This is a genomic window from Carnobacterium sp. FSL W8-0810 (assembly GCF_038007125.1).
GTDB lineage: Bacteria > Bacillota > Bacilli > Lactobacillales > Carnobacteriaceae > Carnobacterium_B > Carnobacterium_B inhibens.
On the sequence record NZ_JBBOWO010000001.1, the window covers coordinates 1,625,803 to 1,644,686 of the forward strand.

Below are 18,884 nucleotides of genomic sequence, written 5' to 3' on the forward strand. Positions count from 1 at the left end.
TATGTTAGCCATTCATTTTGGTGGAGGAAATATTGGTCGAGGATTTATCGGAGAAGTTTTGAATAAAAATGGCTTTGAAATTGCTTTTGTTGATGTAAATAAAGAAATTATCGATGCATTAAATGATAAACACGAATATACGATTGAATTGGCTCAAGAAGGCACACCTCAAATAAAAGTAAACAATGTCTATGGAATCAATAATGGAACTCATCCAGAAGAAGTAGTAGCGTCATTTGAAAAGGCTGAACTTATAACAACGGCTATCGGTCCTAAAATTCTACCCTATATTGCATCATTAATCGCTAAAGGAATTCAAAAAAGAAAAGCTGCTCAATCAACTCAGCCGATTGATGTTGTTGCGTGTGAAAATATGATTGGGGGAAGTACATTCCTTAAAGAAGAAGTGTTAAAACATTTAGAAAAAGAAGACATGGACTACGTTGAACAATACATTGGATTTCCTGATGCTGCAGTTGATCGTATCGTTCCTTTACAGTCTCATGAAGATAAGTTATTTGTATCTGTTGAAGGGTACAAAGAGTGGGTCATTGATGAGTCTAAATTGAAAAATACTGATTTGCGTTTAAAAGGCGTCCATTATGCACCTAACTTAGAACCTTTTATTGAAAGAAAATTATTTACCGTAAACACTGGGCACGCAACTACAGCCTATGTAGGGAAATTTGAAGGATACAAAACGATCGATGAAGCTTTAAAAGATGATAAAGTAAAAGAACAAGTTGAAAATGTTTTAGCTGAAACAGGAGCTTTGATGGTCGAAAAATGGCAATTCAATGCTGAAGATCATAAAGCATATATCACTAAAATTCTATCTCGCTTTGTCAATCCTTATATATCAGACGATATAACTCGTGTAGCGAGAACCCCAATACGTAAACTTGATTATGATGAACGATTCATACGTCCAATCAGAGAAGCAAATGAAAGAGGACTTGAAACAACATATTTAGTCAAAACAGTTGCCAAAGCTCTCTTGTATCGAGATTCGAATGATGAGGAAAGCCAACAATTAGAAAAATTGTTACAAAATAAATCAGTTGAAGAAGTAATTCGTGAAGTAACACAATTAAAAGACGAGACAGTGATTGATAGAATTGCTAAAGAATACAAACAGTTAGCACAATAAAAAAAATCAGTTGAGCATTTGCTCAGCTGATTTTTTTATCCAACGCATTTTTCATTTCGAACTTCGGCTAATTTTTCTGTAATCATTTCCATGACTTTTTCAGCATCTGCTAAATTTTCTAAATCATATTGGTTAATATCAATAACTAGAGTTGCACTTTTATCGTAAGAATTGAACCAGTTATCATATTGACTATGAAGATGGGTGTAATAGTCTAGTAACCCATTGTTTCCTTCGACTTGTTCAAAGGTACGACCGCGTTTTTCAATTCTATTTAATACAGTATCCAAAGAACCGCGTAAGTAAATCAAAAGATCTGGAGATTTTTTAGGCATATTGTCAAGTTCTTCCATCATATTGTCTAATAAATCCAAGTAAGTATCCATCTCAGCATCACTCATATTTCCTTCTTCATAATTGATGCGAGTAAACAAGGCATCTTCATAAATAGAACGATCCAATACATTGTTCTCATGTTTGAAAGCTGCTTTTATACTTCTGAATCGTGTATTTAAAAAATAAATTTGTAATGAAAAAGCCCAACGTTCTGGATCTTTATAAAATTTTTCCAAAATCCGATTGTCATCCACACTTTCGTAGAAAGCCTCACTTCCTAATGCTTCTGAAATAAATTTTGTGTAGGTACTTTTACCAGCACCAATCATACCAGCTAAAACGATCACAGCTTTATTTTCCCCTTTCATGAACGGCCACACTCCTATCAAAGACCGATGTCTTCTTCTTTTGCGAATTCTAGTATACCATATTTGGAATGACTAAATAATTTATTTTTAAATGAAAATGGAGAGAATTAGTTAAATAACTTTTGATAGGTTAGTGGACCAACGATGCCATCAGATAAAAGTTTAGAGCTGGTTTGAAATTCTTTAGTTGCTTGTACCGTTTTAGGTCCAAAAGACTGATCGGGTGTGCCAACGATCAAGAAATTTTTTCCTAATAAGAAAGCTTGGACCACATAAACATCCCATCCAATCGAATTGATTTTTAGTGTTCGTAGTTTACTAGCCGTTTTAGGACCCCAATAACCATCTACTTCAGAACCCGTTGTTTTTTGAATCCACTTAATTAATTCTCTTTTGGTTAAAGTGTCAAATAATCCAGTCTGTGGAATGCCAATAGTGTGTTGGACTGCTTTTATTCGATCAGTTTGAGTGAATATTAATCCTTTGTTATTATCTAATGAAATAATGAGTTTTTGGCCAATTTTTATTGTCTCAGATGATAAGCGATTAGCAGTTTTTAACCACGTAAGAGTGGTCTGGTATTTTTTTGAAATACTCCATAAAGAATCTCCTTTCACAACAGTATAGTAGAGACCGCTTTCGTTAGCAGGAAGGGGAGGTATGTCCGTTTTTGTAGGGCTTGAAGATAAGTCTTTAGAAAATTGATCTAGAGAGACACCATAGTGCATTAGGTAAGCATCTGGGTCAGAGTGAGTTGTGCCGCCTAAATTTTTTGAAACCCAATGATGTGTTTTTATGCCTTTCGCATTAAGATCTGTGCCCGTATTTAATCTACAAGGGATTCCCGCTTCACCAGCTAACTTTCGCAAAAGCCAGATATAAGCTTGGTAATCTTTTTGGAAACAGTCTGGATTTGACGTTCGAGCCAATTCGACTTGAGCATAAGCATGAGGATTAGCATATTTACCAGCACCATATTGCATTTTTCCTACTTGAGCAATTTGGATGATTCGGCCTCCGCCTCCGATCCAATGACTCGTAAAAGCTCCATTGTTAGCCGCTTGTCGCGTCATATAAGCAATCTCATTTTCTAAAGAAAGTGGACCGGTATTGTTGGCGTTTCCTGACTCGTGAGCAATAACAATACTTTGGCTGGTTAACTTTTTTTGTGAAAGAGGGATGAGTTGTTTTTCAATCAAATAGTTCATTTTTTTCCTCCTATAGAAAAATGAAAGAAGCGGAGCAGAAATACTGCGCCGCTTCTTTTTCAATGAATGGTCTTTTATTCTACTTCAAAAATGTCTTCTACAACGCGTTCAACATAACGAGCTCCTACAACAGTTGCGTATGGGTTGGCTCCTTCTAGTTGAAACATATTCAATGAAATGATGGAATTCATTGCTTGCTGAGCTTTTTCAGTCGTTAAATTAAGAATGGGGTCTTTTACGCTCATTGCTTTTGTCTTTCCTAAACTTGTACCGAACCTTAATTCCAATGATTTTGCCATATTATTTTCCTCCTTTAGTAGATAAGTTGTGAAAGATCAATTTTTTTTAACGAGTATAGGTATACTCTTCAACCATAACCGTTTGTAGATAAGGGAAATTAGTTAGAGATTCTAATGCAAGGGTAAAGCCTTCTACTTGCTCAGGTGTAACGTTGTTAATCGTGTTAGAATAACTGCGTTTCAGTGTCTTTTCGTTTGCAGCATCTTCAAAATGTACTTCAATTGACCCCTTTGTCCATTCTTTTTGCATTCTATATTCCTCCTTATGAAATAAGTTGTTGTGTAAGTTTTTGTCATGACATCTTACACCTCTAATAACGTTGAGCAGTAAAAGAGTGTTACCCATAAAAATTTAAATAGAATAATGATAAAATAGCCATCTAGACCAATTTGAATTCTAAAGGTTAGAAGATAAATTTAAACAGCCATACAATAGATGATGATGGAATAAATTTTACTATAGGTATAATGACCAAACTGAAAAGTAAGTTCAAAATAAAAAATAGTTTCTCTTGCAGGATGAAAGCAGTTTCTGTAGAATAAAAATAAATAGTGTTTTTTAATTAAAAGGCTTTAAAAAAAACCAGCTAAGGATTATATTAATGATAAAAAGGAGTTTATTATGAATCTTAGGAAACTTGTCCAAGCCTATATTTTAAATCAAAAAGTTGGTAGTCCAATTTTTATTTCTGATATCATGGACCACATTTCTCAATATAATGATGAACAAAAACCTTGTACTCAAATAAGGAAAAATGTGAATGTTATTTTGATGAGAATGGTAAATGAAGGCAAATGCTTAAAGCGTTTTGGAGCGGGTGTATACTATCGTGATGAAGTTATTAATACAGAAAAAAACGGGATAGATAGTATGGAATTGATTAAACGAACGTATATAAAAGATAAAAAAGGGTTGGTGTTTGGCTATTTAACCGGTGAAATTTTCATGTATCAAATAAAGTTACTGGCAGATAGACCAAGTGAGGTCGTTATTGCTACTAATGCAAAAAGAAATGCAATCTGTGAAATAGAGGATATAAACTTTAAATTGATCAATCCTCCTACAACAGTTTCAACTGAAAATTTTCGATACTTACAAGTGTTAGACCTTATCAAAAATGATTTGGCAAAGGGAAGCAATTTGCAGTATGAATATGCACTTAGCCACTTTATGAATAAATACCTACTAGAGGAAGCTAAGCTGGTGGCGTTAGCTGTAGAGTACTATAGTCAAAAAGTTGTTCTTAAAGTAGCGGATTTTATCAGCAACAAAGTCTACTTAGATGAACAAAAAGAAGGAATCATTATTACAATAGATACTATAAATCCAAAAGAAATCAGTGAATCCATCGCAAAAGAGGTATCTGAAAGTGAGTAAAATGGTAAAGAATAGTAGATAAGAAAAGCCAGAAAATCTTCTGGCTTTTCTTATACATTAACACATGATAAAATATTCATATGAAAACGAAATTGATTTACGTCTTAAGATAGGAGGACTAAAAAATGAAACAGTACGCAGTGAAAGGATTACATTGTGCCAATTGCGCTAAAAAGTTAGAAGCTCAACTGCAGCAATTAAAAAATGGCGAGACGATTCGATTGAATTATTCTACCAATCGAATTTATCTCCCAGATGAAATGGATCTAGATGTAGTAAAAAGAATTTTATTAGCAGATAAGATTCAAATCTTGTCAGAGAAACAGGAGTTGATTGAAAACAAATCAGACCATCATCACGTTGCGGATCTCACGGGAAGTAATGGAGCAATAAAGAATATAAAAACCGTTTTTATTTTAAACTTAACTTTTTCATTAGCTGAATTTATTTTTGGAGTGTTATTTAATAGTGCAGCGATTTTATCAGATGCTGTACACGACTTAGGTGATTCTTTATCTATAGGATTAGCATTGGTATTTCAAAAAGTCTCCGTTAAAGAAGCAAATGAACGGTATAGTTTTGGGCATAGACGATTCTCACTATTAGGGGCTCTAATTACTTCGGTCATCTTAATAGGCGGTTCTATTTTAGTCATTGTTAACAGTGTTCCATTACTGATCAATCCTCAACCGGTTAATTCGCGGGGAATGTTTTGGCTGTCAATTGTAGCAATCGCAATCAATGGCTATGCTGCCTGGTTGATTAGCAAAGGGACTTCAAAAAATGAAAAAGTTCTAAATTTGCATATGCTTGAAGATGTATTAGGTTGGGTTGGTGTGTTAATGGTTAGTATTGTTTTGACTTTTAGCAACTGGTTTATTTTAGATCCAATCTTATCTATTTTGATTGCTGGATACATTTTATCAAAAGCTATTCCCAATCTACTTGAAAATGCCTCTATCTTTTTAGAAGCTGTACCAAGAGGAGTAGATATAAAAGAATTAGAAAGAAAAATAAAACAACTGTCAAATGTACATGCTGTTTCTCATTTTCATATATGGTCAATAGATGGAGAAGAAAACGCATTAGCCATTACAGTATACAGTGATACAAAAGACAGCAAAGAACAGGAACGAATCAAAGAAGAGATACGTTATTTAATAAAGGATGCCAATGTAACACATTCGACTATTGAAATTGTTGTAGACGAAGAATTTTTTATCCAATAAAATGGAAAAACTCAATTCATACCGTGAATAAAGGCTTCTTCTTTGCTTGAGATATTAAATTTTGCTATCATAAAGATACATTAAGGATGTATGAAATAATCTTAACACTAGCAACTTTGAAGATAAGAGGATGACTTTCAGCATTACTAATACGAAATGGAGCGTGAATTCAAATGGATAGAAGAGTTGAAGGAACTTACACAACAAAAGAAGAAACAGTAAGTGCAGTAGAGCGATTAATCAATGAAGGTTACGTGGCCGAAGAGATTGTTATTGTAACAAATGAAAAACATGAAAATGAATTAGAAGATCTAACGATGGTTGAAGTCGATTCGGTTGATCCAGGAGAAGGAATGTCACTTTGGGAAAAATTAAAAGAATCATTTAGTTTTGGTCGTTACAATTCTGAAGAAGCTTCTAGCCCATTTGAAGAATACGGTATCGCAGAAGATTCTGGAGAACACTACACAGAAGCATTAGAAAATGGCGAAATTGTTATTTTAGTTAACAGTGCTGGTCCATCAAATTCTCAACAGCTATCTCAAGTAAATCAAGAAGTTCTAAATGGAACAAACACTGATGAAAGTGCAGCAGAATCAAACATAGCAAAAGACCCGGTTAAAGCTCCAACTAAAGAAAAAATGGATGCTGTTCCTGGTGAAGGAGAACAATTTGACCCAACTAAGGCTCAATCTTCAAGGGAAGACATTGAAGGAAATCCTGTTACAGCTCCAGATAAGGAAAATATGGATACAGCTACAGAAGGATCAATTAGTCCTAATACAGTAAACGAAGAGCAAACAGATAGTAAAAACGCTCCAACATCGAATGAAGTAAACGGCTCTTCTCTTGAATCAGATCCTGAGTTAACTGGAGATGAATCGACAGTCATTGCTGAAAATGAAGGACATGTATATCCTGACAATATCAGTAAAGGTGTAGTGGATGGCGGAAGTTCTTCACTTGATCCAACTCATATAAATGGGTCTGGAAAATCAGAAGAAACGAAGCCAGAGAAAAATTCTGAACAACCTGAAAGTGATGCTTATTATAGTGATAACTATGAAGAAGCAGGCGGAAAGTCTATTCAAAAAGATGAGGAAGAAAAATAATCGAAATAACGCAAAACAGAGATTGGGACAATAGTTCCAGCCTCTGTTTTGTGTTCTGACCCTTTTTTAACTACGTATTTAACGTGAGCTTTGCCTAAGTTTCAGATCAGGTAACAAGCGTTAATTGGAAGCAAGTTCTACGCTGTAATCCAAACTAGGACAAGGCTTCTTATTTGTATTCGTTTTCTTAAGTTGATATGCTAGTTGTGTAGAAAAAATCAAGGAGGGAATAACCATGACAACTAATGAAAATGAAACTCAAAAGCCTAAAAAAGATTACTTGATCAATGATGATAGTGGGAACATGAATCCTGAACCGCAAACGGAAGATCCTAATTATAAAGCAGCGGGTAAGTTGGAAGGCAAGACTGCTATTATTACAGGCGGGGACAGTGGAATCGGTCAAGCTGTAGCCATTGCTTTTGCAAAAGAAGGTGCAGATGTAGCTATCGGCTATTTGGAATCTGAGGACGATGCGAATTACACGAAAAATCGAATTGAAAAGATCGGGCGCAAAGCTTTAGTATTCAAAGGTGATGTAGGTCAAGAATCATATGCACAAGAAGTTGTTTCTAAAGTAATGGAAGAATGGGGTCATTTAGATATTCTCGTCAATAATGCAGGAGAACAACACGTTCAAGAAAAAATTGGCGATATAACAGAGGAGCAATTGGACCGGACATTTAGAACCAATATTTTTAGCCAATTCTATTTTGTTAAGGCAGCAATGCCACACTTGTCTCAAGGAGCGGCTATCATCAATACGACATCTATTACTGCTTACCGTGGAAGTGAACATTTACTTGATTACTCAGCTACTAAAGGGGCAATTACTGCTTTTACAAGGTCACTTTCACAAAATAGTGAAGTAATCGATAAAAAAATTCGTGTAAACGGGGTAGCACCAGGTCCAATATGGACTCCACTTATACCCGCAACATTTACAGAGGAACAATTAGAGAGTTGGGGCAAAGGCGGAGCAATTGAACGTGCCGGTCAAGCCTACGAATTGGCACCAACATATGTCTATCTAGCAAGTACAGATTCTAGTTATGTATCTGGTCAAGTTTTACATGTTAATGGCGGAGTAGTCATAAATGGCTAAAATTGATTCTTAACTTTCGTTAAATTGCAACTAAATGAGCTTTAGAGTTCATTTCAAGTCGTCTATTTTGATAACTTATTTTTCATTTGTTAAAGTTAGTTATAAGAAATAGTAAATCGTTATGTAAAGTCGATAATCATAAAAGGGAGTGTTAAGTATGAGTAAAGTAGTCGTTGGTTCATTTTCAAATGTACAAGAAACATCAGCCTGTGTAGAACAATTATTAGCAGAAGGTCATTCTAGTGACAGTATAAAAATTGTTACAACTAATCAAAACTTTTCAGCAATTAAAGAGCAATCAGGTGTAGAAGTAAACAAAGTTTCAACTGAACAAGATGATGAAAAATCTGCTTGGGACAAACTTAAAGATATGTTTGCTGATACAGACGCAGACGATAATGCACAATTAGAAAAATTCGGAGTTGATTCGACTAGTGCAGCTCAATATGCTGATTCTTTGAAAGCTGGAGAATACATTGTACTTTCAGATGAAACCACCGGATCAAATTCAAGTAATCAAGTGACACAAGAACCTAAGGAAACATCAAACCAAGTTGTGGGACAAGCTGGTGAGGGAGTACGTGTAGTAAAAAATGCTTCTCAACCAACAGATGATGATACTTTAGCTAATGATGGCGATGATCGCTTAAATAATGCAGAAGTACCACTAGAAACTAATTTTCCAGATACGGAAAGTTTAAACGAAGATACAAAAGTACAATCAGGTTTAACAGAAACGATTGTACCTGAAACGATTGAGGAGGATGATTTAATGGTAGACTCGATTAGAAATGAAGAAAATCCTAGATTGCAAGACAATCAAGAGGACGACTTTACGAATGGTGCTTTTAGCAAAGAACAAGATCGAAGAGACGATACTAGAGACGTGGTGACTCCTCCTATTGATCCATTAAATCATCAAGAGTACGATCCTAATGACAATCCATTACAAGGAACGCCTCCAACAGGTTCAGTACCAAAAGATGAACCAACTGGGCCAAGTTCACAAAACCAAGAAGAGTTAGATTTACCTAATTTTGATGGTAGCACATTATCTGGCCAACCAAGAAATGATCCAAAAAGAGATTTTCCAAATTAAAAAATAAAAAAAGAAGCGGCTCCGACTTAGGTCAGTGCCGCTTTTGTTATGCATCTACTTATGTAATACTGGTTTTTCGAACGTGTGTTTGTATCCGGTTTATGCTATAATAGAAAGACTGAGGCAGGAGTGTGAGTCTATGATAAATGGAAAAGAGAGTAAAAAGCAGGCATCTTCAACATCAACATTGCCTAAGATTACAAAAATTGAAGCGCAGAAACGAAAAGGACGCTACAATATTTATTTAGATGAAGAATATGCTTTTCCTGTTGATGAAGCTATTTTAATTAAACATATTTTGCACAAAGGGATGGAAATTTCAAAGACCTTCCGGCAGCAATTAGAAATAGAAGATGGCTACCGTAAAGCTTATACGAGAGCACTAGTATATCTGAATTATTCTTTGCGCTCAATAAAAGAAATTAAAGATGATTTGATTGCCCATGAGTTTACTGGTGAAACAGCTGATCAAGTGATTGAACAATTAAAAGAACAAGGCTACTTAAATGATTTAATGTATGCTGAAAGTTATACAAGAACCGCTGCAAATGTTAGCGGAAAGGGGCCTTACGTGATAAAAAGAGAATTGAAAAAACGTGGAGTTAAAGAGGAAACAATCGAAGAAGCGATGGAACAGTATCCATTTGATCAAATGGTGGAAAATGGTGTTGCGCTAGCAGAAAAAGTTATGCGTCGCTCCTCACAACATTCTTCAAGAGAGACAAGCAATAAAATCCGTCAAAATTTGATGCAAAAAGGATTTCAATCAGATGTGATCACTCAAGTATTGGAGCAGATCACAACCGAAAAAGAAGATGACGATGAATATGATGCATTAAAAACACAAGGTGATAAAATTTGGCGTAAACAATCCAAATTAACGGGATCTAAAAAGATTCAAAAAGTTAAAAGTGCCTTGTTTCAAAAAGGTTTTGCAGGAGATTTAATCACGCAGTATATCAATGAAAAAGAAATGGAAGAAGAGGACGAATGACAGAAATAGAATCGAAGATAGATGAAAAAGAGCAAAAAATACTTCATGGTATACCCATGTGGCCACAAGAAAAAATCAATCGGTTTAGAGAAACGCTTTTAAGTTGGTATGATATTGAAAAACGAGATCTGCCTTGGCGTAAAAATAATGATCCTTACCGTATTTGGGTTTCTGAGATCATGCTGCAACAAACAAGGGTAGATACGGTTATCCCTTATTACTTGAATTTCATGAATAATTTCCCAACGATAGAAGCATTAGCAAATGCGCATGAAGATGTGTTGTTAAAAGCTTGGGAAGGGTTAGGCTATTATTCACGAGTTCGTAATATGCAAAAAGCAGCCCAACAAATCATGGAAGATTACGATGGCGAAATGCCTAAAGACCCTAAAGAAATCAGTAAATTAAAAGGAATCGGACCCTATACTACTGGAGCAATCGCAAGTATGGCTTTTGGTTTGCCAGAACCTGCAGTTGACGGAAATGTTATGCGCGTATTGAGTCGCTTATTTGAAATTGATGCCGATATTGCTAAACCGGGCAACCGCAAAATTTTTGAAGCTATTATGCGAGAACTGATTGATCCCTATAAACCAGGCGATTTTAATCAAGCATTTATGGACTTGGGTTCAAGTATTTGTACACCTAAAAATTACCATCCTGAATTAAGCCCGGTTAAAGAATTTAATCAATCGTATCAAAATGGAACATGGGATAAATACCCTGTAAAAAGTAAAAAGAAAAAAGCCAAACCAGTTTATTATGTAGGGGCGATCATTAAAAATGCAGAGGGTGCATTTTTGCTAGAAAAGAGGCCAGAAAATGGATTGCTGGCTAATATGTGGACCTTTCCTTTAATTGAAGAAGAATCTGTCACTCATGAAGCAGAAATTAAAAAGGGAACCTTAACTGGAGTAACTGATGAAAATAAAACAGAACAGGTTATAAAAAATGTAATGGCTGAGCTAGAGGCAAAATATGCCGTCAAGCCAACGTTAATGGAGCAACCATTTGATGAAGTTCAACATATTTTTAGTCATTTAAAATGGTTTGTAGCTGTCTATTATGGACAGGTAGTAAAAGAAGAAGAGCCTATGTTCATTCCTGAAAATTGTTATTGGGTGCATCCTTCTGATTTTGACCACTATACATTTCCCGGTCCACAAACAAAAATGTGGCAAAGTTATCTTTCTAAGTTTAATCACAACTAATTCGAAAAAGTACCCATTCATTTTTTCAGTATTTATTGAAAAAATGAATGGGTTTTTGTGTGAATAAAGGAATCTTGCTCTTAAATCAATTTTTTCTCATTTTTTTTTCATTATTTATTTGGTTTTATACTATAAAGATTAAGAGTTGTGATATAATAAATACGAGTCGAGTGCTTAGGCATTCTCTGGTTTATTATTTACTAATTTCTTGCGATTTTATGCGAGAAAAAGAAAGTTGGGTTAGGGATGCATATTCCAAAAGAAGGAGAATACATCACGATCCAAAGCTATAAACATGATGGCAGTTTACATCGCACGTGGAGAGATACAATGGTACTTAAGACAAGTGATCAATCGTTAATCGGAGTAAATGATCATACTCTAGTAACGGAATCGGATGGCCGAAGATGGCTAACTCGAGAACCAGCGATTGTTTATTTCCATAAGCATTATTGGTTCAATATCATTGCAATGATAAGAGATAATGGTGTTTCTTACTATTGTAATCTTGCTTCGCCTTACACACTAGATGAAGAAGGTTTGAAGTATATTGATTATGATTTAGATATCAAAGTCTTTCCTGATGGCGAAAAACGCTTATTGGATGTAGATGAGTATGAAGATCATAGCAAAAAGTGGAGTTACCCTGATGATATTGACCATATATTAAAAGAAAACGTGAAAATCTTAGTAGATTGGATCAATGAAGAAAAAGGTCCTTTCTCAAAAGAGTATGTTGACATATGGTACAAACGCTATCAACAGTTATCACTTAAGCAATGAGCTTATACTGGATAAGATGAGAGCAAGTTCTCTTGAATGAGTAAAAGGGGTAAGAGGTTCCAAATCTTTGGAGCCTCTTTATTCTTTACTAAAAAGGGTAGTGAATCTTATCGAATATATGGTAAACTGTTGAAAGATGACGTACAGAAGAAGTCAATAAAAAACAAAGTTTGATTTTAAGGAGTGAATAAATATGTCTAAAAAAGGCGGATTTGCTATTGTTCTGCTGGTTATTTTAGCATCTGGAGTGATCCTTTTCGGAATGAATTATTCTAAAAAGCAGCAAAAAGAATTAATGGCTGTTTCAGAACAAACAGACCAACAAGAACTAGGAAGTACGAAAGAAGATACAACAGAACAATTGGCTAACTATGAAAATAGTCGTCAAGAGATGTCTGCATTGGATTACATAAAGTATGTCAGCTTGGTAAAAGAAGAAGAAGTTTCACTAAGTTTTTATGGAGATATCGCTGAAGAAGAACAATGGATCTCTGAAGCAGAACAATACATAAATGAACAAACGAATAAAACGATAAAAGTAAATCGTTTAGTAAATCCTGATTATGATTCTTATAAACTGATCAGTGAAAATAAAGTAGTGAAACTTGCAGAAACAAAACCTGATGTTATTTTCTTTCAATTACCAGCGTATGCTGATCAAAAGTTAGACATTAGTTTGGTTGACTCTAGTGAATATTTAACTATGAATTATGAAGCTATTAAAGATGCTTTACCTGAATCTTTAGTTGTGTTTATTTCTCCAAATCCAAGCAGCAGCGAAAAAGGGAACAATAATTCAAGAACACTTGATTACACTTCTTATTTAAATGAAATGATGTCGACCATTCAAGACAATGAATGGATCAGTTTTGATCTTCATGAACGTTATCTGGAAAAATTAGAAGCGGATGGTGTAGCTTTAGAAAGCACATTATTAGAAAATGGAAGAACATTGAATACTGAGGGAACGGATCTATATAGTACATTATTCGAAGAGTCGCTCGATCAAAAAATAGATACTACGAGCGGAATGTAAAAAAACTGCAAAAAAAGAGAAGCAATGAATTCAATCATTGCTTCTCTTTTTTGTTTGGATTGAGTACTATTATTGTTCAACGTGCTCAATATTTGAAATTTCAGTATCAGGATTCCAATCGTTTCCTTTATAGCTGCTGACTAAGATATTTAAGTGCTCTAAATGTTCTTCATATTTTAAAATACTAGACATGATATGAATAACGGCATTGCTTTGGCCATAATCGTCATGCATGTATTCTTCTAAACTTGCTTCATCAAAGAAAGATTGCATAAACTCTTTTCGAAGTGGTGCTTTATATGAAATGAAATTTACGCTGTCAGGTGAAACACGTCCATTAAATTTTAGCAATATTTGTTCGTGCGCCGTTAACAATGTTTCTAGACGTTCACGTATCAGAATACGCAAATCTTTTGGAAAATGGTTGAATGAGTTTTCGTAACTATGAAATGTGTGCGATAAATTATAAGCTTCTTTCGTAGTCTCAATAATTTGTCTGTAAACAACAACTTTACGCAATTTTTGTACACGGTCTTTTTTTTTTGTGAGCAGACCTTCATCTTTAAACAAGGAAAGGTATACATCCATACGATTCAACTCTGACTTGATCCATTTCAGGTCCTTTTTTAGAACAGGATATTGGCTGTTTTTCCGAACACTGGCACGTAGAAATTTCATGATCTCAGTAGTTGAATAGTCTGTAACGTGGTACAATTTTTCTTCGTATTTAGGCGGGAACAAAATAGTATTCACCAAAAATGCGATAAAAACTCCCATAATTGTAGCAGCCACCCTTATAGTGGCATAAAGAATAAAGTTATCTTCAGTCGTCTGCATGATAACAATCAACGTAACTGTAGCTAAGCCAATCACACTGCTGAGATTCATCTTGTTTAATATAGCGATCAAGACACAAGCGGCAACTCCTACAATGATAAAATGATTTCCCAATGTCAGTGTTATGCAGATCGCAACTAATGCACCAATCAAGTTAGCTATAATACGATCTTTCAGTGTTTTTATAGATCGCTTGACAGAAGGCTGCAAAGCAAAAATTGCTGAAATCGCAGCTAAAACACTGCCTGATGGAAAATTGAATAATAAAGGAATAGCTAAGGAAAGAGCTACCGCTATCCCTGTTTTGAGCGTTCGTGCTCCGATTCTCATAAATTAAGTTCACTCCGTTTATTGATAGTTGTACTTCAATGATAAACTCTTTGCCTAGAATAAGCAAAGAGTTTAGCGTAAATAGTCTGAAAATTGAGAGAATAAGAAAAAGGGCAACTTTAAGGATTAAACTAATTTAGAAAATGCTCTATCTATAGCACATTTTGTTTCATCTATGTCCTCTTGAGTATGCATGATAGTCAAAAACCAAGCTTCATATTTACTTGGAGCTAAATTGATACCTTCATCTAACATCGCTTTAAAGAATTTTCCGAAACGCTCGGTATCTGTATTTTCTGCATCAGCATAATCCTCGATTGGATGTTCTGAAAAGTAGACTGTCAATGATCCGCCAATTTGGTTAACCACAGTAGGAATATCGTATTTTTCTCCCGCTTCTAATAAAGCTTCTTTTAACTGAACAGCAAAATCAGCCATTCTTTCGTAAATACCAGGTTCTTGTAAAACCTCTAGACAGGCAATTCCAGCTTGCATGGAAAGAGGATTTCCAGCCATTGTTCCGGCTTGGTAAGCGGGTCCAAGAGGAGCTACAGTATCCATAATACGAGTTGGTCCACCATATGCTCCGATAGGCAATCCTCCACCAATTGATTTGCCAAAGGCAGTTAAATCAGGAACGACACCTAACATATCTTGAGCCGCACCATAATGGAAACGAAAATTCGTGATTACTTCATCGTAAATCACCAAAGCTCCATATTCATGTGTAATGTCATTGACTGCTTCTAAAAATCCTGGTTTTGGAGCAACCATCCCGAAGTTTCCGACAATCGGTTCAACCAAAACAGCTGCTACTTGATCTCCCCATTTTTCCATAACCGCTTTATAGGATTCAACGTCATTGTACGGTACAGTAATGACTTCTTTAGATGTTCCTTTTGTGATGCCGCCAGAATCTGTGGTTCCTAAAGTAGCTGGTCCGCTGCCTGCTTCAACCAATACAAGGTCGAAGTGACCATGGTATTGACCTGTGAATTTTACAATCAATTCACGTTCTGTATACGCTCGTGCGACTCGAACCGTTGTCATAACGGCTTCAGTTCCAGAATTGGTAAAACGCACTTTATCCATTGAGGGAATAGCTTCCGTCAGCATTTTTGCAAAAGTGACTTCATGTTCTGTAGGAGTCCCGAATAAAACACCTGTATCTGCAGCATGTTTAATCGCTTTTACAATATGTGGATGATTGAATCCTGTAATAATAGGACCATATGCGGCTAAGTAATCGATGTAACGATTTCCGTCAACATCATATAAATAAGCTCCATCTCCATGATCCATCGTGACAGGATTTCCTCCGCCAACACCTTTAAATGAACGACTGGGACTATTGACTCCTCCTACAATGACTTTATTTGCTTCTAAAGCTAAGCGGTCACTTTGAGTATGGTTTAACATAAATAATTGCCTCCTTAAAAAGTAAAATCATTACTATTGTAAAACTCTTATCTTATAAGTGCAATCTTTCCTGTAAGGAAAGGACTAGGATTTATTTGCAAAGTTTGAACAGAAAAGTTATTATTAAAATGTAAACACTTATTATAAGATGATAATAAGTATTAAGTGATAATTAAATTTTATATCAGTTTATAAACAAAGTTTAGCTAATTGATTTTGAGAGGAGGAGAAAGATGACTTCAAATCATTTAGTAGCCCAGTCGATTGAAAAATTAAAAAGAGCCCATATCCGTATCACACCACAACGTTATGGAATATTAGAATATCTAATTGAAAATGATAATCATCCAACAGCTGATGAAATCTATCAGGCTTTAGCCTCAAGATTTCCTAATATGAGTGTTGCTACCGTTTATAATAATTTACGCTTATTTACTAAAGTTGGTTTTGTAGACGAGATGAATTATGGCGATGCTTCAAGCCGATTTGATTTTACATCTGCACAACATTACCATGCAATCTGTGAGATTTGTGGTAGAATCGAAGATCTTTATTACCCTGGATTAGAAGATATCGGTGAAGTAACAACGAATTTAACGGGTTTTGAAGTGAAGCGTCATAGATTAGAAATTTATGGAATTTGCCCTGAATGTCAACAAAAGAGAGATGAAACAACTCATTCTACATTTCCTGTATAAGGATAGAATAGTTACTGGAAAATCACCTGATAAGGGTGGTTTTTTATTCGCATAAAGTTTTTAAAAATAGGAGCTATATTGACACAAAAATAGATTCTCTATACTATGGATATTAAAGTGTACGAACTAGAAGTTATAAAGTATATAAATTATGTGAAAGGAGCATGTAATGTCAACCCTCAATGATGTTGCTAAAAAAGCAAATGTATCAAAAATGACTGTATCAAGAGTAATCAATCATCCTGAGCAGGTTACAGATGAGTTGAAAGTACTTGTATTTGAAGCGATGGAAGAACTCAACTATCGACCAAATGTTGCTGCGAAAGCATTAGTAAACAATCGCACGCAAGTTATTAAACTATTTATCCTTGAAGAAATGGACACAACTGAACCGTATTATATGCATTTACTAACTGGAATCGCGAGAGAGCTAGACAATCGACATTATTCTTTACAATTGGTCACTAAAAACAACTTTGACATTGGATCCTGTGATGGGTACATTATGTGCGGCATGCGAGAAAGCGATTACGAATGGATCAGTGGAGCCACAAAACCGGTTGTATTATTTGGTGAAAATCGACACGGATATGATTTTGTAGATTCAAATAATAAAGAAGGTATCGCATGTGCTACTCAATATGGAATCGATTTAGGTTATAAAAAGATTATTTATATTGGAATCGATGTAAAAGAACCTTTTGAATATTCAAGAGAGAATGGATACATATCTACAATTCAAAAAAATAAATTGGATCCAGAGATTCGACGATTTGAAAACCGCTCACGCTATGCAGCTGATTTTATTAAAGAAAACTGGAATATTTTTGAACCTAGCACACTATTTATTTGCAGCTCAGATCGCTTAGCTATAGGGATACAACGAGGGATCCTTAGTATGGGCGGAGAAATCCCTTCTGATTTTGGGATCATTGGACATGATGGTGTGTTTTTGGATCAAATTGCATTTCCGCAATTGACTACTGTAAAGCAACCTGTTATCAAGATGGGTGAAGCTTGTGCTAAAATGATACTAAACAAAATTGAAAAGAAAAATGCTTCTCAAGGGGAATTGTTTTTCACACCTGAGCTTATTGTAAGAGGAACAACCACTGAACAATAAATCTTGTTGATATTAAAATTTAGATATGAGAGTAGGATCACCATGACTAAAGCTATGATTATCGTAAATCCTTCTTCAGGTGCAGAAGAGTCTGAGAACTATACTGAACAATTAAAAGAACAATTAAAAGCAGTTGCTTCTGAATTTGTCATCAAAAAAACCAAGAAATCAGGAGATGCTAAAGAATTTGCTGAAGAAGCAGCTTTAAATGATTATGAAGCCGTTTTTGTTTTGGGAGGAGATGGGACTGTTAGTGAGGCAGTGAATGGTTTGATGTTGCATGAGTCTAAACTGCCATTAGGAATCATTCCGCTTGGAACGGTCAATAATGTTGCTCGAGCTGTAGGTATTCCAATGAATCCGGAAAAGGCTATCGATTCATTAGAACAATTAACCGTTCAGCAAATCGATGTAGGAAAGTTGAATGATCGATTTTTTATCAGTTCGACTTCCGTTGGTCCTATACCTGAGTCCGTTCAAGAAGTAGATGTCGATATGAAAACAAAATTTGGCGTATTTGCTTATTTGATAGAAGGTATCAAGGCATTAAAAAATGATGAAACCTATACTTTTGAATTAGATATTGACGGAGAAAAATGGACAGCCGAGTACAGCCTGCTCTTGATTGCTATGAGTAATTTTGTAGGTGGTGTAGGTACAATCATTCCTGAAGCAGCTATCGATGACGGCTTGATTCATTTAGTTACATTAAAGGAAACGACTGCTAAAGAAAAATTAAGCTTAGTGCCTGAATTGTTCCAAAATAAAGAGTACACGAAAGATCAATTAGAACATCGCTCTTTTAAAAAAGCAAGAATACGGTTAGTAGAAGATATAGATAAGGAAATAAATTGTACAGTTGACGGCGACAAAGGCCAGACCTTCCCTCTAGAAATAGAAGTATTGCCACAAGCTTTATCTGTTTTTGCCTAATTATTAATAATAGCCCTATAGCAGTTGGTGGGAATAATGTTATTCCTAAACTATTATAGGGTTATTTGTTTTGTTTTATTCTGGGGGAGCGTTAAGAAGACGGATCTCTCTTTCTATCTGACATTCTTCGTCAAATTTTGTTAAAGAACCTGAACTATAGAGTGTCTATTCACCATTTCACGCCATTTTTTTACCGAATTATGAACTAGGCAGCTTTGCGATAGCAGCAAACACTA

19 protein-coding genes are annotated in these 18,884 nt (G+C 35.1%); 13 read left to right on the plus strand and 6 right to left on the minus strand.

Annotation, left to right across the window (positions count from 1 at the left end):
• Nucleotide 1 precedes the first annotated feature (1 nt).
• Entirely contained in the window at nucleotides 2–1,150 is a 1,149-nt protein-coding gene (locus NST49_RS07815; RefSeq protein WP_341047929.1) for a mannitol-1-phosphate 5-dehydrogenase, read from the plus strand.
• 35 nt (nucleotides 1,151–1,185) lie between these two features.
• On the opposite strand, the gene NST49_RS07820 is transcribed toward NST49_RS07815, so the two are convergent.
• From NST49_RS07820 to NST49_RS07835, 4 genes are all read right to left on the minus strand, one after another.
• Nucleotides 1,186–1,854, minus strand: coding sequence for a deoxynucleoside kinase (locus NST49_RS07820; RefSeq protein WP_341047931.1), 669 nt, complete (start codon nucleotides 1,852–1,854; stop codon nucleotides 1,186–1,188).
• Between the two features lie 107 nt (nucleotides 1,855–1,961).
• The gene (locus tag NST49_RS07825; protein ID WP_341047932.1) at nucleotides 1,962–3,062 is read right to left on the minus strand and encodes a peptidoglycan-binding protein; all 1,101 of its coding nucleotides are present in this window, start codon (nucleotides 3,060–3,062) and stop codon (nucleotides 1,962–1,964) included.
• Nucleotides 3,063–3,136: 74 nt separating this feature from the next.
• Complete coding sequence (locus tag NST49_RS07830; RefSeq protein ID WP_023178249.1) at nucleotides 3,137–3,361, minus strand: DUF2922 domain-containing protein; 225 nt, start codon at nucleotides 3,359–3,361, stop codon at nucleotides 3,137–3,139.
• A gap of 46 nt (nucleotides 3,362–3,407) precedes the next feature.
• Nucleotides 3,408–3,611 (minus strand): DUF1659 domain-containing protein, encoded by a 204-nt coding sequence (locus NST49_RS07835; protein ID WP_023178248.1) that lies wholly within the window; start codon nucleotides 3,609–3,611, stop codon nucleotides 3,408–3,410.
• Nucleotides 3,612–3,983: 372 nt separating this feature from the next.
• Between NST49_RS07835 and NST49_RS07840 the strand changes: the two genes are divergently transcribed.
• From NST49_RS07840 to NST49_RS07880, 9 genes are all read left to right on the plus strand, one after another.
• Nucleotides 3,984–4,739, plus strand: a complete 756-nt coding sequence (locus NST49_RS07840; RefSeq protein ID WP_251165366.1) for a hypothetical protein — start codon at nucleotides 3,984–3,986, stop codon at nucleotides 4,737–4,739.
• A gap of 125 nt (nucleotides 4,740–4,864) precedes the next feature.
• The gene (locus NST49_RS07845) at nucleotides 4,865–5,968 is read left to right on the plus strand and encodes a cation diffusion facilitator family transporter (RefSeq protein ID WP_341047939.1); all 1,104 of its coding nucleotides are present in this window, start codon (nucleotides 4,865–4,867) and stop codon (nucleotides 5,966–5,968) included.
• 173 nt (nucleotides 5,969–6,141) lie between these two features.
• Nucleotides 6,142–7,080, plus strand: a complete 939-nt coding sequence (locus NST49_RS07850; protein WP_341047941.1) for a general stress protein — start codon at nucleotides 6,142–6,144, stop codon at nucleotides 7,078–7,080.
• Between the two features lie 235 nt (nucleotides 7,081–7,315).
• Nucleotides 7,316–8,185: an SDR family oxidoreductase gene (locus tag NST49_RS07855; RefSeq protein WP_034536862.1), complete on the plus strand. Its 870-nt coding sequence runs from the start codon at nucleotides 7,316–7,318 to the stop codon at nucleotides 8,183–8,185.
• Between the two features lie 157 nt (nucleotides 8,186–8,342).
• Nucleotides 8,343–9,284, plus strand: a complete 942-nt coding sequence (locus NST49_RS07860) for a general stress protein (RefSeq protein WP_341047944.1) — start codon at nucleotides 8,343–8,345, stop codon at nucleotides 9,282–9,284.
• 139 nt (nucleotides 9,285–9,423) lie between these two features.
• The gene (gene recX, locus NST49_RS07865) at nucleotides 9,424–10,278 is read left to right on the plus strand and encodes a recombination regulator RecX (protein WP_051932639.1); all 855 of its coding nucleotides are present in this window, start codon (nucleotides 9,424–9,426) and stop codon (nucleotides 10,276–10,278) included.
• The gene (gene mutY, locus NST49_RS07870) at nucleotides 10,275–11,489 is read left to right on the plus strand and encodes an A/G-specific adenine glycosylase (protein WP_034536860.1); all 1,215 of its coding nucleotides are present in this window, start codon (nucleotides 10,275–10,277) and stop codon (nucleotides 11,487–11,489) included. Before recX ends, mutY begins: the two co-directional genes overlap by 4 nt.
• Nucleotides 11,490–11,735: 246 nt before the next feature.
• The gene (gene ntdP / locus NST49_RS07875; protein WP_023178240.1) at nucleotides 11,736–12,272 is read left to right on the plus strand and encodes a nucleoside tri-diphosphate phosphatase; all 537 of its coding nucleotides are present in this window, start codon (nucleotides 11,736–11,738) and stop codon (nucleotides 12,270–12,272) included.
• Between the two features lie 193 nt (nucleotides 12,273–12,465).
• Nucleotides 12,466–13,308 (plus strand): hypothetical protein, encoded by an 843-nt coding sequence (locus tag NST49_RS07880; RefSeq protein WP_341047946.1) that lies wholly within the window; start codon nucleotides 12,466–12,468, stop codon nucleotides 13,306–13,308.
• Nucleotides 13,309–13,377: 69 nt separating this feature from the next.
• On the opposite strand, the gene NST49_RS07885 is transcribed toward NST49_RS07880, so the two are convergent.
• Together NST49_RS07885 and NST49_RS07890 are read right to left on the minus strand one after the other, a co-directional pair.
• On the minus strand, nucleotides 13,378–14,475 hold the full coding sequence (locus tag NST49_RS07885) for an FUSC family protein (protein ID WP_301426455.1): 1,098 nt from the start codon (nucleotides 14,473–14,475) through the stop codon (nucleotides 13,378–13,380).
• Nucleotides 14,476–14,601: 126 nt separating this feature from the next.
• Nucleotides 14,602–15,894 (minus strand): glutamate-1-semialdehyde 2,1-aminomutase, encoded by a 1,293-nt coding sequence (locus NST49_RS07890; RefSeq protein ID WP_341047949.1) that lies wholly within the window; start codon nucleotides 15,892–15,894, stop codon nucleotides 14,602–14,604.
• Nucleotides 15,895–16,127: 233 nt separating this feature from the next.
• Here NST49_RS07890 and NST49_RS07895 point away from each other — a divergent pair, with 233 nt between their 5' ends.
• From NST49_RS07895 to NST49_RS07905, 3 genes are all read left to right on the plus strand, one after another.
• The gene (locus tag NST49_RS07895) at nucleotides 16,128–16,592 is read left to right on the plus strand and encodes a Fur family transcriptional regulator (protein ID WP_023178235.1); all 465 of its coding nucleotides are present in this window, start codon (nucleotides 16,128–16,130) and stop codon (nucleotides 16,590–16,592) included.
• Nucleotides 16,593–16,761: 169 nt separating this feature from the next.
• A complete protein-coding gene (locus NST49_RS07900; RefSeq protein WP_187949081.1) occupies nucleotides 16,762–17,715 on the plus strand; it encodes a LacI family DNA-binding transcriptional regulator in 954 nt (317 codons plus the stop codon).
• 42 nt (nucleotides 17,716–17,757) lie between these two features.
• Nucleotides 17,758–18,648: a diacylglycerol/lipid kinase family protein gene (locus NST49_RS07905; RefSeq protein ID WP_341047954.1), complete on the plus strand. Its 891-nt coding sequence runs from the start codon at nucleotides 17,758–17,760 to the stop codon at nucleotides 18,646–18,648.
• Nucleotides 18,649–18,884: the final 236 nt, after the last annotated feature.